We start from the raw sequence: 16,590 nt of genomic DNA on the forward strand, positions 1-16,590 counted from the left end.
TCCCCTTGAGGGGAAGCTAGCAGCCGAAGGCAGACTGATGAGGCGGAACTATTCGTTCTTACTTATTCGCTCGAGTTCGATGATGTCGGCGATTTGTTCGGGAGTTAAGAAGCCATCGTTCTTGTTTGGAGAGAAGAGGCCTTCATCGACGGAGTTGCCGTTCTGATTGAAGTAGCCGTCGTAGTCCTCCGGGAAATAACCGGTATCATGGGCGTGTTGTCTCTTTGCAGATTCGTCAGCCTGACGGTTTTCTACAAGATATCCGCGGCGCTTGGGTGCAGAGTTTGTTTCTCGATTTTCTCTGAGCGAGTTTCGACCTGTGGTTTTTGTTGAAGAAGCCTTGGCGCTGTCAGTACTTGTTCTTGTGGATTTCGAGCCTGAACCCATGGAACTCTGGTAGGCATCAACAAATTTTGCCTGGTGTTCAGCCGGTGCGACAGGAGCAGAGGAGACCTTGGGTCTCTTTGCAGCAGGTACATCGGAAACGGATGAACGACGTGTGTTGCCGCCGGAAGCGGATGAACGTGCAGGCCTTTTTGCAGACCCTGAAGCTGCCTTATTTGCAAGGCGCGCAGCAAGACCTTCCTCACTGCTTACCACTGAGGATATAAAGTCGATTTCCTTTTTTGCTTTTTTGGATGGCTTGAAAGCGGAGCTCTCAAGTGCCGTTAGCTCTTCAAGCTGCCTTCTCTTTGCTCTGACGGGAGTCTCTTCCATGTAATCAAGTTCTGAGAGATCATGAAGAGGCTTTTTCTTTGTTTTCTTTACTGTTTCAGCAGAACTTTTCTTTGCCGTAGCGGCATCGGTTTTCCTTGTTTTGCCGGAAACTGTATTCTTAACTCCGGCACCCTTTCGGGGAGTTCTGTCCTCTATGGAATCAAGTTCTTCCTGATAGGCATCTTTTACCGGAGCAGTATCGCCTGAAGTTTTTTCCCTCAGAGCATTTTCTTCTGCAGTAGTGGCAGGCCGCTTGGAAGCAGGCTTTGAGCCTTGTTTCTTCCCCGGAGTTCTGTCCTCGATAGATGCAAGTTCTGCGAGATCTTCAGCGGATACTATTTCGCTGATGTCGCGAATATCAGTCAAGTCTTCAATATCTGCGACTCGCTCGGCTCTTGCCTGAAGTATATCCTCCACGCTTCTCTCGGGAATGAGATCGGCAGCCTCCTCCGGAGTAAGATATTCTGCATCCTCAGGTTCGGGCTGAGGCTCAGGCGCAGGTGCGACTTCTTTCTTCTTTTCGGGAAGTTCCCACTTATTTGCATGCTTTTGACGCTCGTATTCTTCAGAGACTGCGAGCTGAGGTACATAATTAACAGGTATCTTGTCACCGGATGCGATTTTTTCATCGGGAGAATCTGCGATACCGAGAATGTCGTCAACACCGATTCCGAGTTTTTCTTTTTTCTTGCTGCTGATAAGAGTTACAAGGTCGGCTCCCATAGCATCGAGAGTGCAACCGACAGCGGGCTGTCCGTTCAAAGTGAAAACGCGGACAACTGTCGCTTCACAGGCATAGAAATGAAAATAATTGGGATCGTATCGGAAGGATGCGATGATGTGATCTCCGACCTTGGCCGTAGTATTGGTGTCGAGGATAAAGGCGATGCCCTTCATGGAAATATCATAAACGAGGGCGTTTCTGATATCTTTGCTGTCGCCGATTCTGATGACGCCCAGTCTGTCGATATCGTAGCGCTCAGCCTGTCTGCGGTTGATGATTTTACCATCCTCAGTACACCTGATCAGATGGAATTTGCCATAGCGCGTCTCTACAGGCCCGATGCGGCTTGAAGTAAACTCGTAGGAACGTCCGTCTCTTTTGTTTACGGCTACAACCTTGGAAGGCTCGGCGAATGTAAGATCCTCATCAAAATAGGTCAGTGAGTCCACAAGAAGACCATCCCGAACACCCACTTCAGCCTTGGTAATAAGAAGGATTCCGTGCCCGTTGATGGTCGCATGAATTTTAATTTTTGAATCTTTCATCACATCACTTAGTTTCATATAAATATTTTATAACGCTATATAATCTTCGTAAATAGAATACTCTAAAGAAATATCAGAATAATCCGAAATATATTTTGAGTCCAAAGTAGCGGAGCTATTTGGATAATGAACCGGGCAGACCGACAGGTATGCCCGGTTATTTTTTGTAGCGCGAAAGCGGCGCAAAACATATTCACAAGAGCAAGGATGCGCGTTATTGCTTGGAGGTAGTGCTTATGAGGATTACGGGAAGTACAGTCAACCTTGTTTCAGAAAGGAGGTACACGGAAAACTACTCTTTTACAAGGCAGAATGCTTTGACGACCGGACAGACGATTGGAGATACGGCGTCGGAATTTAAGAAAGCCTTGATGTCGTCGGAAGCTTCAAGACTCTCGGGTGAAAAAGAAGAATTGTTTACAAATTACAATGCGGACGGTGGCTTTGCAATTACAGGTGAGAGCCCAAATTATTCGAAAGTATCCGAGATAGAAAACATAAGAATGCAGATAATGGAAAGACTTCTGAACATCATGCAGATTCTTTACGGACAGACAGGAGGCGGTGGAAGGAGCAAGATGCAGGAGTACATGAGGGAGCTGAGCAGCCGGATGGGCGGCGGATCCTATCAGTGGATGAGTGTATCCACTGCAACTTATGTCCACACGCAGGAAGAATATACTGCCTTTTCAGCGCAGGGGATTGCCAGGACCGAAGACGGAAGAGAGATCAGCTTCGGGGTAGGGATCAGCATGACCAGGCAGTTTACGGAGGCGGTTGGTATCACTCAGATCAGACCTGCACAGCTTATCGATCCGCTTGTGATCAATGTGGGAAGCGGTGTTACGGAGATTTCGGATCAGACCTTCACATTTGATCTGGACTGTGACGGAACCTTGGATGAAGTAAAGAGCATAGGCCCCGGAAGCGGATTCCTTGCATATGACAGAAACGGTGATGGCGTAATTGGTGACGGAAGCGAACTCTTTGGTGCAAAAAGCGGTGACGGCTTTATGGAACTTTCGGAGTTTGACAGTGATAACAACGGCTGGATTGATGAGAACGATGCGATATATGAAAAACTGAGAGTCTGGTGCAGAGGTGAGGATGGAAAGGACTCACTTATGACTCTTAAGGAAGCTGATGTCGGAGCAATTTTCCTTGGAAATGCGGAAACAAAGTTCACATCCCAAGGCTCGGATTTTGCAGTGAATGCACAGTTTAAGTCGAGCGGAATTTTCCTAAGAGAGTCGACGGGAGAAGCCGGAGCAGTCCATCAGATCGATCTGGCAAAGCTTGCTTAGATAAGCGATTCGGTTGTGCCGATAATATAGCCATAAAAAATAAAAGGACACCTTTTCCTCTGAGGTGTCCTTTTATCATATCCAGCCTTATTTTGCTGAAGTATCCTTCTTTTGGTTTGATGTTTTACGATGCTTTCAAGCAGCAGTATTGCTGTTGTAGTCAGCTGCTTTTCCAAAGATAACGTTTCTTACGGGTAAAAGTGCTGAGATAAGAACGGATCCAAGTACAACACATGCAAGAACCTCTCCGATAGCAACTGTAAATGCAGTGAACAAATATGAAGCCACTGTTGCGGGAACCACACCGCACAGAATAAGAATGAAAGGAACGATTACCATATTTGAAATAACCGGAGGAAGTGTCACAAGGAATCTGTGATCCTTAAGCTTGTAGGAAGCAAAAGCCGCAATAGCTGTTGCAAATGTACCTAAAACGATATCCCACACTCCTGCACCTGCAAAAATGTTACTGATAAAGCACCCAATTATAACTCCGGGTACTGCAGCGGGTGTGAAAAAGGGAAGTACACAAAGTGCTTCGGAAACGCGGAACTGAATAGCACCGCTTGCAAGGTCGAACGGCTGAATCATCGCCGTTAACACAGCATAGATAGCAGCAATCATCGCTGCCTGAGTGATAAATAATACGTTATTGTTTTTCATTTTTCTCTCCTTTAGGGTTTAGTGGTCAAAATACCGACCGATTTCGAGTGGGAAGGATTTAACACTCGTATTTCTTTGTAGCGCATTATAGAATAAGGCGTAATTTAACAGATGTCAAGTGGAAAAGGGTGCCTTCGACGGTAAAATAGAGGCGAAAGTATTATAAAAGAATAAAAAAATTATTATATTACAGTAAGATGTCTGCAAAAGCGCGGAAAACCTATTAAAATATGTATATAAGGTGCTTGATAAGATTGGAGACAATATGACTCGGGAAGAATACATTAAGAATGCATTTGAAGCATATGATAAGCATGAGTATGATTCTGCGCTGCAGAGTTTTATTGCTGCGCATGAATTATCTGATTTAGAGGGCAAGAAATACATAGTAGAGGCATTGTATGCCAGTTTTGTAGAACCCAATCTGGATGAATTCAGGCAGGCTTATGATAACAATGTGGAAATTTTTCTTAAGGGTAATCCGAATAAAAAATATGATATCCCTGAATTTGAGGATCTGAGACTGACTTTTTATCCTGCTTCGAACACAAAGTATTATATCTATGTGAATGATACCAATGAATTCGCAGGGGACTATCCGATAGATCTGGATGCTTATGCCGATCAGGAAGTCGAAGAGACAACTGATGCCATTTTATTTGATTCCATATGCGATTTCAGGGATATTTGGCCGGAGATATCCGTTAAGAAATACAGCTATATCTATTTTGTTTTAAATGATTCGGTAGCAGAGAAATATTTCTACAGCTTCATGCTCGTTCCGCATATTTCCGAAAAGCTTGGAGACAATTTACGAATGTTTGATTCGCCGGAGGAGTTCATAAACTATTTGAAAAGGACCGGGAATCCGGTTCCCAAAACTATTCGGAGTGAGTTCGGATTCGATTATGAGGAACTGTTCAAAACACTTAAAACAGAATGATATTGTAGAAAAAACAGCTATTTCCCATTTTACTACTCCCCCAAAATCTAGTATAATTTTCATATAATACTTGCTTGGGGGATTTTTTTATGGGGACGAATCACAGGATCCATTTCGGATTTCTTTTTCATGTGAATTTTTATCATGCAGGGCTCGGTGATACAAATGATGACAGGGGCTTTGGGCGTGACCTTGCACGGATTCGCGATATTCTCGATATTTTAGCAAAAGCAAATAATGAAGGACAGCCGGTGCGCGCAGCGTGGGATTTTGAGAACGATTACACGCTTGGGCGGATTTTGCCCTCGCTTGGACCTGATGTAATAGATGGTGTGAAGACTAGGCTTCGTGAAAGGGGAGATGAACTTCTTTTTTCCGGGAAGCACGCAGGACTGTTTGCGGGAATGACCGGAAAAGAGCTGAGCTTTGCGCTTCACTATAAATCAAACGAGCTTGGAGAAACTTCAAATGTTCTTCGCCCGGAGGGTGATTTGTTTTCACCTGCGATAATCGGAAGACTTAAAAAAGCAGGAATCGAAGCTGTGCTTCTTGGCAACAGCAATGTGGGGCCTAATGCGCTTTCCACAGTCACTAAAGATCTTAGAAAAAATACCTATGTAAAATATAATCCCGCAACCTACAGACACGGGAACAATTCAATAACTGTGCTTCCCTACTATACTCCCGCTGATTTTCTTGAGGAGGGATCACTGAAAAAATTCCTTGATTCCCTGCATAATAAGCAGTTATCGGGCGAGATAGACGGTGATGTTTTTGTTCTTGTCGGAGCAGATGTCAGAAGTCCCTGGTGGGAAGATATGGAGATCAGAAATATTTTCAGAAAGTCATCGGGGACAGAGGGACTTTCCGGATTTATAAAAGCTCTGAGGAAATTTGATTACATAGCCTATAACACACCGACAGGATATCTTAAGGAGCATGCTCCGGTGTCGGAGATTTCTTTTGCGGGAGACTTGGCAGGAGGAACAAGTGGAGACTTTTCTGCCTACAGTGAACTTCCCTATGACAGACTTATCTGGACCAGAATAGAAAGAGCCCGTATGGGCAGCAGAGTATACGACCATGAGAGAGTTTCCGATACTTTGGCACAGAGGATAAAGCTTTTGTCGGCTTCGGAATTTGGCCTCTTTTCGCCGGCTCCCGCCAAGGACAGATTCGCCGAGATGGACAGACTCTCCGCCGAGATTCAGAAGATTGAGAGAAAAGCCATAAACGAAAAAGAGATGTCCATGCGAACCAGTGGCCGCCAAAGGCTCAACAACAGTGCAATCGGTAAGCATCTTTATTCAAGAAGAAAAGATGATGAGGAGAGGAATTCCTTCATCATTATGAATCCTAAGGGACAGCGCGTTGTCAGTTTTCAGCTTTTGATCGACAGCGGGCAGTGTCCAAAAATCGGGACACTTGTTCTGGAGTGTGATGAGTGTCAGATAAGATCCTATACTGCTGTAGAAATGAGCAAGGAGAATGGATATGTTAATTCTGCCTTTGTGGTGATGCGGTTCGCGGAGGCACAAGGGACATATAAGATATACTATCACTTCGATCGCTCGGATATTCCGAAGGAGCCGCACAAGCCTCTTATTGAATTAAAACCTGAGGATCATCCGGTTTTCCATGCAGAGGGTGCCATGAAGAGGCTTCTGGAGGCGCAGGGAAAACTTAAAGCAGCACCGCCGCCAAGTCCCGATGATGGCAGGAGGCAGGCTGTTGCTAATCGTATCGCGGAGATAAACAGTGCACAGGGGGTAACAAGAGCAAAGACTCTTACCTCAGGTGGTGAGCGCGACAGCTATGTTATATCAAGCCCGGATCAAAAACTTAGGATTGTGATAAGCGGCATGGGAGCTACGAAGGGTCACATTCGCGAAGTATTTTACGATGATGAGAGAATCGGCGATAATCAGTTTCTTTCTTCCTTTGTGAAAAGCGGAGGAACTGTTTCCGAGTTTACCTGCGAAGAGATCAAGGACGCCGAGCTTGCCGGAGAAGGCATGGGAGTTACGATTTCCGGAGCAGTTCACGCAGGCGGCGAATCAGCTCCCGGAAGGTATGAACTTCAGATTATAAAAACTGCAGCGCTTAAAGGTATTGACGGAATTCTTCTTCATATGGATGTTACCTATCCCAGTCTTGAGGGTGTGGGAGAGGCATTTTTGGAGGAGATCGCACCGCTTCAGATTTCGCCGCAGTATCGTGCGGGTGTGTCGGTGATAAGGAGAAGCTTTAACGGAATCGTGGGTGATTATCCGGTTTCTGTTTTCGGAAAATCGGTTCCCGGAAATGAGAATATCGCATCCTTTAATCATCAGATGACCGCAGGTATTGTGGGAGCAAAGGGAGCTCTCTCCGGAATACTTATAGGAATTCCGAGGACTGTTCTGGGAGGTCTTGCTATATGTCCCGGAAGACTTTTGACTGACGGAGAAGGACAGCACCTTAGTCTTAATCCCTATGGAACCTATGGAATACAAAGTAAGAAATACCCTTCTGAGAGCGAGGGAGTTTTGCAGAAATATGCGGACAGTTTTGTCAATGAAAAGCCCATAAATACGGCAGCTGCCTACAGCGGTGTGAGGGAGAAATTCTGCATGTGCCTTGCGGGCTTTGCCGGCGCAAACCCCAGTGAGGGACAGCTTTTGGAACTTTCGGCATTCTGCGACGGCGCGATAATCTGCGGCGATGAGACGGGAGTCATTCATCCTTTCGAGGGTGATAATGTGACTCTTCCCCGAGCTTATAAGGAGATTCCGATAGGGACGGATAAGAGAGAAGAACATTATAACAGTAAGAACATCAAAACAGAGCTTGCAAAGTTTTTGTCTAAGAAGCGCAGATGAAAATAAAACGTACAAAAATGATTGACGTTAGCTTGTGTTTTCTGTTATCGTAGACAAAAGGCAAAGGCGCCATTCCAGTGGGATAAGTGTCTTTGCCTTTAGTTTTATATACACGCGGCAGCGCCGCCGCATATCAAGGCGCAGAAAGAGGACGACATGGGTAATCTAACCAAGAAGGATATCTTTAGAATAGTCAAGGAAGAGGATGTTGCTTTTATCAGACTTCAGTTCTGCGACATTTTCGGAACGCCCAAGAACATCGCGATAACCGCCGGGCAGCTGGAGAGCGCACTTAACAACGACTGCATGTTTGACGGTTCTGCAATAGAGGGCTTTACGGGATTGGCAGGAGACCAGTTTGAAGACCTTGAGAGCGATATGTATCTCTACCCCGATCTTGACAGCTTCCAGATTTATCCCTGGAGACCTCAGAGCGGAAAAGTTGCCAGAATGTTCTGCGACGTCTATACCGCAGACAGAAAGCCTTTTTCAGGTGATTCAAGATCAATATTAAAGAGAGTCCTTGATGAAGCTAAGGATATGGGACTTATCTTCAAGGCAGATCCCGAGCTTGAGTTCTTCCTTTTTGACCTTGATGATGAGGGACAGCCCACGACAAGAACGCATGAGAATGCCGGCTATTTTGACCTTGCTCCCGCAGATCAGGGTGAGAATGTGCGCCGTGATATTATCATGAACCTTGAGGAACTCGATTTTAATATAACGACATCTCATCATGAAATTTCACCTGCCCAGCATGAGATTGATTTCACCGAGGATGATGCTGCAAGAATGGCAGATATGATCATGACCTTCAAGATGGCGGTCAAAACCATCGCAAAGCGTCACGGACTCTATGCCACTTTTATGCCCAAGCCCAAGGAAGGTGTGAATGGTTCCGGTATGCATATCAATATCCTTTGTGAGGATGAGGATGGTAACGACCTTTTTGCCGGAAAGGACGGAAAGCTTTCGGATATGGCCAACCATTTTATTGCGGGTGTCCTTGACCATATCTGTGGAATGACTCTTGTTACCAATCCACTTGTAAATTCATATAAGAGACTTGTGCCGGGCTACGACGCTCCGGTCAATGTGTCATGGTCAGCATCTTCAACTAACAGAAGCGCACTCATCAGGATTCCTTCTATGACAGGAAGGAATGCGAGAATTGAGCTCAGAAACCCGGATGCTGCCTGCAATCCTTACCTTGCGCTGGCGCTTATTCTGGCAGCAGGTATGGATGGAATTAAGAAAGAACTTACACCTCCTGCAGAGCTCAAGGTCAACCTGAAAAATAAGACCGATGAGGAACTCAGAAAAACCAGGCTTTCCACCCTTCCCGAGACTCTCGGAGAAGCCATCGAAAGCTATCAGAAGGATAAATTTGTAAAGAAGGTACTAGGAGAAGCTGTTTTCAACAGATATCTCGATGCCAAGCGCAGCGAGTGGAAGAGCTTCCGCACCTGTGTAACCCAGTGGGAAATCAGGGAATATTTGAATAAGCAGTAATAAACTTTTTAAGGAAGTACCAATTTGCAAAACATCATCGTTGCATTCGCAAAGCAGACGGATGCGCAGAATTTCAAAAGCATATTGATGCGTGGCGGTTTTGAAATCGCTTACGTATGCCAGACCGGTGCTCAGGTTCTCACAGCAATGGAGAACCTTGGTAGCGGCGTGGTCATTTGCGGCTCAAGGCTTGGTGACATGCTGTGTACCGAGCTTTCAGAGGATATGTCTGTGTATTTCAAGATGCTTCTGGTGGCAAGCCCTGCGAAAGCAGATGAACTTGGACTTCACGCGTATGAAAATATCGTCTATCTGCCAACTCCCCTGAAAAAGGATGACCTCTATTCAACCCTTACGATGATGATCGAGGGCGTGCAGCTTAGACGCAAGAAAATAAAAGACAAGCGCAGGTTCAGGAGCAGCGAGGACCAGAAGGTTATCGACAGCGCCAAGGCTATCCTTATGGAGCGCCACAACATGACTGAGCCCGAAGCACACAAATATCTTCAGAAGTGTTCCATGGATTCCGGAACATCTCTTCTTGAAACCGCAGAAATGGTTTTAAGTCTTAAGTAATCACATAGCAAGTTATGTTATAATATTTACTATAAAGCCTTCCCATTGGGGGAAGGTGTCAGCGAAGCTGACGGATGAGGGGAATATTATACATACGGAGGCTTGTTATGAATAATCGTGTTTTTCATGTAGATCACCAGATAGCAAGTAAAAATGTAGAGGAGTCGGTTACTGAGTGGACCAGAGTTGTTCAGTACAATGAGATCAACGGCTACGACAGACTCTTTGGCGGAGAGCTTATGAGCTGGATCGACCAGGTGGCGGGAACCGTTGCACTGCGGCACGCAGGAACACCCGTAACTACTGCTGCAATCGATAACATGCAGTTCAAACAGGAGATCAAGCTTAACGATATCGTTGTTCTTATAGGAAGAATTACTCACGTAGGCCGCACTTCTATGGAGGTTCGCGTGGATACCTATGTTGAGGACCTCAGAACCGGTATGAGACATGTGGTTAACAGAGCATATCTCACCGAGGTTTGCGTAGATGAGGACGGAAGACCGACGACAGTTCCCTACGGTCTTAATGTGCGCACCGAAACTGAGCGGGCTGAGTGGCAGGGTGCCGAGAAGAGGATTGAACTTCGTGCACAAAGAAGAAAAGAGGGCTTTTAAAATTCCCTGTGATGTATTAAAATCTAATAACTGTTTTAGATGGGAATTAGAAAATCAAGGGAAGTCATTAAATGGATAATTTTGAAATCAAATATCATCAGCAAAAGAGAATCACGGATCAGCTTATGCATGCACTTGCAAGGGTTGCTGATGAAAACGGAAGATATACAAAAGAGCATTCTGAGAGAGTTGCGCTTTACTCGATGGAGATTGCAAGACGCATGGGGAAAAGCCGCATGGAGCAGTACGAGATATATCAGATGGGACTGCTTCATGATATAGGTAAAATCGGTGTTCCCGACTCCATAACCGCTAAGCCGGAGGGGCTGCAGGAGGAAGAGTACGACCTTATGAAAAAGCATCCAATGATAGGTGCGAAGATCCTCCAGGACATCACAGAGATTCCGGGGCTTGCGGTGGGTGCAAGATGGCATCATGAGAGATTTGACGGAAGCGGATATCCGGATGGTCTCGTAGGAATGGCAATTCCTGAGGAGGCGCGAATCATAGGTGTTGCGGATGCCTATGATGCAATGAGCTCAGAGAGAAATTATTCCTGCGTTATGAAGCAGAAGAAGATAAGACAGGAAATCGAGGATGGAAAGGGAACCCAGTTTGATCCCGAAATTGCCGATGTTCTTCTTCAGATGATAGACGACGACAAAAATTATGTAATGAATTCCGAAGTACCTACATATATTATAGAAGAATACTTCTCAAGAATGGAGTAAATAAGCCAGTTAGATTGAAATGCGTGGCACATCGTGGTAAAATTTTAACGATGTGCCATTATTTTATTATATGGCAGAGAATTATTATTTTTTCAACAATCAGGAGGAACACAAATGAGTAAGAGTTTCGACGATATTCTTGCAAAGTTAAAGACAGCAAGCACTAAGAAGCTTGCGGTTGCATGCGCACAGGATGAGCCTGTTCTTGAGGCTGTTAAGCTTGCTAAGGAGCGCGGCATTGCCGATGCAATCCTTGTAGGCGATAAGGATGAGATCGAGAAGATCGCAGCAGGTATGGGAATGGATCTTTCCCAGTTCGAAATTATTGATGTGAAGGACACAGTAGAGGCAGCTACAACTGCAGTTTCACTTGTTCATGACGGTAAAGCTGATATTTACATGAAGGGTCAGCTTGATTCCAAGACCTTCCTTAAGTCAGTTCTGAATAAAGAGGTTGGACTTCGTACAGGTCGTCCTCTTTCTCATGTTTGTGTATTTGAGATTCCAGGCATTGATCGTCTTTTATTCCTTACAGACGTTGCTTTCATGCCCTATCCGACTCTTGAAGATAAAAAGGTTATTATCGAGTATACAGTTAACGTAGCACGTGCTTGCGGAGTTGATTGTCCTAAGGTTGCTCCTCTTGCAGCAGTTGAGGTTGTAAACGACAAGATGCCCGTTACAGTTGAGGCAGCTGAGCTCACACGTCTTAATGAGGCAGGCGAGATCAAGAACTGCATCGTTGACGGACCTCTTTCCATGGACCTTGCAATTGATCCTTCTGCAGCAGAGCACAAGGCAGGTGCTAAGGATCGTAAGATTGTCGGCGACGCTGATATTCTTCTTTTCCCTGACATCCATGCAGGTAACCTTACTTACAAGACAATCGTTCGTCTTGCAACAGTTAAAAACGGTAACATCTTAACAGGAACCAAGGCTCCCGTTATTCTTACATCACGTTCCGATTCAGTTGAGGTTAAGCTCAACTCTATCGCACTTGCAGCAGTAGTAGCAGAAGAGAAGAACCTCTAATTAGCCTTCCCCTTGGGGGGAGGTGTCTGCGAAGCAGACGGATGAGGGGGTATTATAAAGGAGAGAAAACCATGATTAAAAGTTTAATTATCAATCCCGGTTCCACATCAACAAAGCTCGGTATCTTCGAGGATGAGACTCTTAAGATGGATGAGACACTTCGCCATCCCACAGAAGAGATTGCAAAGTATGACCACATCACAGATCAGCTTGGCTGGAGAAAAGAACTTATTCTCAATTTCCTTAAAGAGTCAAATGTTGATGTTAAGTCTTTTAACGTAATCGTAGGCCGCGGCGGTCTTGTAAAGCCTATCCCGGGCGGTACTTATGAAGTTAACGATGCACTCCTTAAGGATCTTAAGGCAGGCGTTCAGGGTGAACACGCATCTAATCTCGGCGGACTTCTTGCAAAAGAGATCGCTGATGAGATCGGTGTTCCTTCCTATATAGTAGATCCCGTTGTTGTAGATGAGCTCTGCGATGAGGCAAGAGTTTCAGGTCTTCCTCAGCTCCCCAGAGTTTCAATTTTCCATGCTCTGAATCAGAAGGCTGTTGCCAGAAGATTTGCTAAGGAAAACGGCAAAAAGTACGAGGATATCAATCTTGTAGTAGTTCACCTCGGCGGTGGTGTTTCCGTTGGTGCTCACAAGAACGGTCAGATCATCGATGTATTCAACGCTCTTGACGGTGACGGAGCTATGTCTCCTGAGCGTGCAGGCGGTCTTCCTACAGGCGGTCTTATCAAGCTTTGCTTCTCAGGTAAATATTCTGAGGCAGAGGTTCGTAAGATGGCAGTTGGTAACGGCGGCTTCAATGCATGGCTCGGCACCAACGACATGAGAGAAGTTGTTAAGATGAGAGATGAGGGCAATGAGAAGGCAAAGCTCGTTATCGATGCATTCCTTTTCCAGCTTGCTAAGAACATCGGATCCGAAGCAGCTGTTCTCGACGGTAAGGTTGATCAGATCATCATCACAGGTGGTATTGCATACAATGCTACACTTATGGATAGATTGACAGATAAGGTTAAGTTTATTGCACCTGTTACTGTTTATCCCGGAGAGGATGAGCTTCTTGCACTTGCTCAGGGCGCCCTTCGCGTTATGAACGGTGAGGAAAAGGCTAAGATCTACGAGTAAAACGAGCCCTCATAGCCTTCCCCTGGGGGGGAAGGTGTCAGCGAAGCTGACGGAAGAGGGGTGAATTAACCCTTCCGGGTGTCACACCTGGAAGGGTTTTTATCTTATAGGAAATGTCTCCGAAATTCCTATTTTTTGGAGGAAGCATGAAAGTTTTTTTGGTGGAAGACGAGTTTGTCGTCAGAGAAGGAATTAAAAATAATATAGACTGGGAAGCACATGGCTACGAATTCTGCGGCGAAGCGGGAGACGGTGAAGTGGCCTATCCCATGATTCAGAAACTCCAGCCGGATATCGTGATCACAGATATCAAGATGCCCTTTATGGATGGGCTGACTCTTAGCAGAATGATAAAGGAGCAGTTTCCCTGGATAGAGATAATTCTTCTTACGGGTTACGAAGATTTCCAGTTTGCCCAGGAAGCTATAAGGATAGGTGTGTCCAGCTACCTTAGTAAGCCCATAAGCGGTGAAAATCTATTAAAAGAGATTGATAATCTTGCTGAGAAAACAAGAGAAAAGCGCCGTGAGCGTGAAGTGAAAAAGCGCTATGAAGAAGAAATGCTGGAGCGCACTGAGTACGACAGACAGGAACTTTTCGCAGATCTTGTGGCAGGCACCAAGGGGCTGTCTGAGATTCTTGACAGAGCTAAAAAGCTTTCACTCGACCTTACTTCCATAAGATATAACGTGATTCGTCTAAAGGTTTGGTCTACCCGCCATGATGCCTACGAGTATTCCCAGAGTGTTGTGGAAATTGAGAAGGGTGTAAGGGGCATTGCGGAAGAGGCAGGTGCTATTTTCTTTGATCTTGGAATCGAGGGTGCGGCACTCTTGTTCAAGGGTGATGACGATGAATCAATTGGTGCGAAAATCGAAGAAAGCATGCTCAAAATGAAGAAGCTTTTCGAGAAGTACCATCATATAAAATATTTTGGAGGTGTTGGACAGTGCGTAGGACGAGTTTCGGATATCCCGATATCTTTTTCCTGGGCCAGCAGAGCCTTCGCACACATGTATTTGACAGATGACAACGGTTTTTTGATAGGTCAGGAGGACATGCTTCATCCCCAGCAGGAGGATGTGGTTTTGTCGGAAATTGATCCAAGACATATAGACAGAAGGCTGATAAGAGAGTTCCTCAGAAGAGGAGACGCCACAGAGGCTGAATTTTTCATCGAAGAGTTCATTAACGGAATGGGAAAAGGCGCGATTCGTTCAACGCTGCTTCGTCAGTATATAGCAATGGATGTCTATTTCTGTGTTACGGATTTTATGGAAAATGAGCTTCACTGTGAGGAGAAGCCGGAGATACCGGTTCCCGATGTCCTTGCGGATGAGGGAAAGACGCAGCAGTATATGGTCCGCATAGTAAAAAATGCTGCGGCTTTAAGGGAAAATGATAACAAGGGACATTATCGCGACGTTGTAAACGAAGTGATGAATTATATAGAGGAGCATTACACGGAGGAGGATCTGTCGCTTAATACACTTGCCGCGCACGTTAACTTTTCACCTAATCATTTAAGTGCAGTTTTCAGGCAGCAGACAGGTCAGCCGTTTATCAAATATCTCACCGACTATCGTATGAATGCTGCGAAGGAGCTTCTCAGCAGTACATCCAAAAAGAGCAACGAGATAGGGCTCATGGTGGGATATAAGGATCCTCATTATTTTTCGTATTTATTTAAAAAGACTCAGGGGGTTACACCTACTCAGTACAGAGGCGGTAATCGCACGGAGGAGAATTAGTTGATGGAAAACGGATTGAGCAGACGGTCGGTTAGCGGAAAATCCAAGCTGGCCAATCAGATAAGAATTTCATATGTGATACTGCTCCTTCCGAGCATCATTTTCATGGCGTACGCTTTTTATAATATGTGGACGATCAATGAGCGATACAAAGACATGCTAAGTTCGGTGGTGGCGGCCAGTGAATTCAGTCTTGATTTCAAAGAGGACTTTGATTACGAGACCTATTTGCTCATTGTTGGAAACGTAGCGCTTGCGGATTCCAAGATACCGGAGTATTTGTCCGATGCCAGGGAAGTTGTTGAGAGGCTCGAGGATTACACTGATACCAAGGATAACAGGAAGCGTCTTGAGAGCGCACAGAAATACCTTAACAACCTCGAGACTTATATTGATCGAATCGAAGATAATATGAACTACGAGGACAGGTACGAGGCAAATATCACGATCTGGGAGAATGATGTCCAGATTGTAACGTCGCTTTTGCAGGAAACCATCAATGAGTACGTCTACTATGAAAACAGACAGCTTCAAACGGCTCAGCAGGAGACCAGTCAGTTCTATTTTGATATCGTAAAAATCTCAACCGGTTTGTTTGCATTTATCGTTATCTTCATTATGGTTATGTCTTTCTGGGGGCCTTTGTGGATTACAAGGCCTATCGAGGAGCAGGTAAAAAATGAGCAGAAGCAGCTGAGAAAAGCGGAGTTTGAGCTTTTGCAGGCGCAGATAAATCCTCACTTTTTGTATAATACGCTCGATGCTATTGTATGGTCCGCGGAGGCCGGTAATCAGAAGCAGGTTGTGAGCATGGTCGGAAGTCTTTCCGACTTTTTCAGAAGCTCACTAAATAAAGGTAAAGAAATTGTTACCATCAGGGAGGATCTGCAGCACGTCAGGAGTTATCTTGAGATTCAGCAGATAAGGTATCAGGATATCCTTTCGTATGAGATAGATGTTCCGGAGACGATTTATGACTATGTGATTCCGAAGATCACAATTCAGCCGGTGGTAGAAAATGCGCTCTATCACGGAATTAAGAACAGGCGAGGCGGCGGCAAGATAATAGTTACCGGCGGAGATCTGGGTGAGTTTATCCAGATCACTGTAAAGGACGATGGTATGGGCATCTCCGATGAGAGACTTGTATCGATCAGGGAAAATCTGAAAAGTGACAAGCCCGAGGATAATACAATTTACGGTCTCTACAATATAAATGAGAGAATCAGGCTGTCGTTTGGTGATGAGTACGGTGTGGGAATTGATTCCACGGAAGGTGTCGGGACTATTGTAAATATTCGCCTCCCGAAAATCTTAACCGAAATCATAAAAAAATGAACTTAAATAAAATTTACATAAAAAAATCAACTTCAATGCATTTTTTATTCAATGGCTTTTTTTACTAAAAAAATTAGAATAATACTTGTCGGGGACATAAGGGTTCCCACAGCTATTAACTTTCATATTTTTTTAGG

General features: G+C 45.1%; 13 protein-coding genes. 11 read left to right on the top strand and 2 right to left on the bottom strand.

Features of this window, described 5'->3' with window-relative positions:
- Window positions 1-48: 48 nt before the first annotated feature.
- Window positions 49-1,986: a PilZ domain-containing protein gene (locus G630_RS0118375; RefSeq protein WP_026499413.1), complete on the bottom strand. Its 1,938-nt coding sequence runs from the start codon at window positions 1,984-1,986 to the stop codon at window positions 49-51.
- Between the two features lie 236 nt (window positions 1,987-2,222).
- Here G630_RS0118375 and G630_RS23975 point away from each other — a divergent pair, with 236 nt between their 5' ends.
- Window positions 2,223-3,290 carry a hypothetical protein gene (locus G630_RS23975; protein WP_022760794.1) on the top strand — a complete coding sequence of 356 codons (1,068 nt, stop codon included), beginning with the start codon at window positions 2,223-2,225 and terminating at the stop codon, window positions 3,288-3,290.
- Between the two features lie 135 nt (window positions 3,291-3,425).
- Here the strand turns inward: G630_RS23975 and G630_RS0118385 are convergent, their stop codons facing one another.
- The gene (locus G630_RS0118385; RefSeq protein WP_026499414.1) at window positions 3,426-3,953 is read right to left on the bottom strand and encodes a QueT transporter family protein; all 528 of its coding nucleotides are present in this window, start codon (window positions 3,951-3,953) and stop codon (window positions 3,426-3,428) included.
- 265 nt (window positions 3,954-4,218) lie between these two features.
- On the opposite strand from G630_RS0118385, the gene G630_RS0118390 reads away from it, so the two are divergent.
- The 10 genes from G630_RS0118390 to G630_RS0118435 all read left to right on the top strand — a co-directional run bounded on the left by G630_RS0118390 (window position 4,219) and on the right by G630_RS0118435 (window position 16,453).
- Window positions 4,219-4,896 carry a hypothetical protein gene (locus tag G630_RS0118390; RefSeq protein ID WP_026499415.1) on the top strand — a complete coding sequence of 226 codons (678 nt, stop codon included), beginning with the start codon at window positions 4,219-4,221 and terminating at the stop codon, window positions 4,894-4,896.
- An 89-nt stretch (window positions 4,897-4,985) separates the two neighbouring features.
- On the top strand, window positions 4,986-7,757 hold the full coding sequence (locus tag G630_RS0118395; protein WP_026499416.1) for a hypothetical protein: 2,772 nt from the start codon (window positions 4,986-4,988) through the stop codon (window positions 7,755-7,757).
- Between the two features lie 156 nt (window positions 7,758-7,913).
- Window positions 7,914-9,269, top strand: a complete 1,356-nt coding sequence (gene glnA, locus G630_RS0118400) for a type I glutamate--ammonia ligase (protein ID WP_026499417.1) — start codon at window positions 7,914-7,916, stop codon at window positions 9,267-9,269.
- 24 nt (window positions 9,270-9,293) lie between these two features.
- On the top strand, window positions 9,294-9,845 hold the full coding sequence (locus tag G630_RS0118405) for an ANTAR domain-containing response regulator (RefSeq protein WP_026499418.1): 552 nt from the start codon (window positions 9,294-9,296) through the stop codon (window positions 9,843-9,845).
- Window positions 9,846-9,952: 107 nt separating this feature from the next.
- Window positions 9,953-10,462 (top strand): acyl-CoA thioesterase, encoded by a 510-nt coding sequence (locus G630_RS0118410; protein WP_022760800.1) that lies wholly within the window; start codon window positions 9,953-9,955, stop codon window positions 10,460-10,462.
- 71 nt (window positions 10,463-10,533) lie between these two features.
- Window positions 10,534-11,193: an HD-GYP domain-containing protein gene (locus tag G630_RS22830; RefSeq protein ID WP_022760801.1), complete on the top strand. Its 660-nt coding sequence runs from the start codon at window positions 10,534-10,536 to the stop codon at window positions 11,191-11,193.
- A gap of 114 nt (window positions 11,194-11,307) precedes the next feature.
- Window positions 11,308-12,225 carry a phosphate butyryltransferase gene (ptb, locus tag G630_RS0118420; protein ID WP_022760802.1) on the top strand — a complete coding sequence of 306 codons (918 nt, stop codon included), beginning with the start codon at window positions 11,308-11,310 and terminating at the stop codon, window positions 12,223-12,225.
- Between the two features lie 71 nt (window positions 12,226-12,296).
- Window positions 12,297-13,364, top strand: a complete 1,068-nt coding sequence (buk, locus tag G630_RS0118425) for a butyrate kinase (RefSeq protein WP_022760803.1) — start codon at window positions 12,297-12,299, stop codon at window positions 13,362-13,364.
- A 146-nt stretch (window positions 13,365-13,510) separates the two neighbouring features.
- A complete protein-coding gene (locus tag G630_RS0118430) occupies window positions 13,511-15,115 on the top strand; it encodes a response regulator transcription factor (RefSeq protein WP_044927980.1) in 1,605 nt (534 codons plus the stop codon).
- Between the two features lie 3 nt (window positions 15,116-15,118).
- Entirely contained in the window at window positions 15,119-16,453 is a 1,335-nt protein-coding gene (locus G630_RS0118435) for a sensor histidine kinase (RefSeq protein WP_044959890.1), read from the top strand.
- The last annotated feature ends 137 nt before the right edge of the window (window positions 16,454-16,590 follow it).

Origin of the sequence: Butyrivibrio sp. WCD2001, from assembly GCF_000424485.1 — a bacterium.
Taxonomy (GTDB): Bacteria; Bacillota; Clostridia; order Lachnospirales; family Lachnospiraceae; genus Butyrivibrio.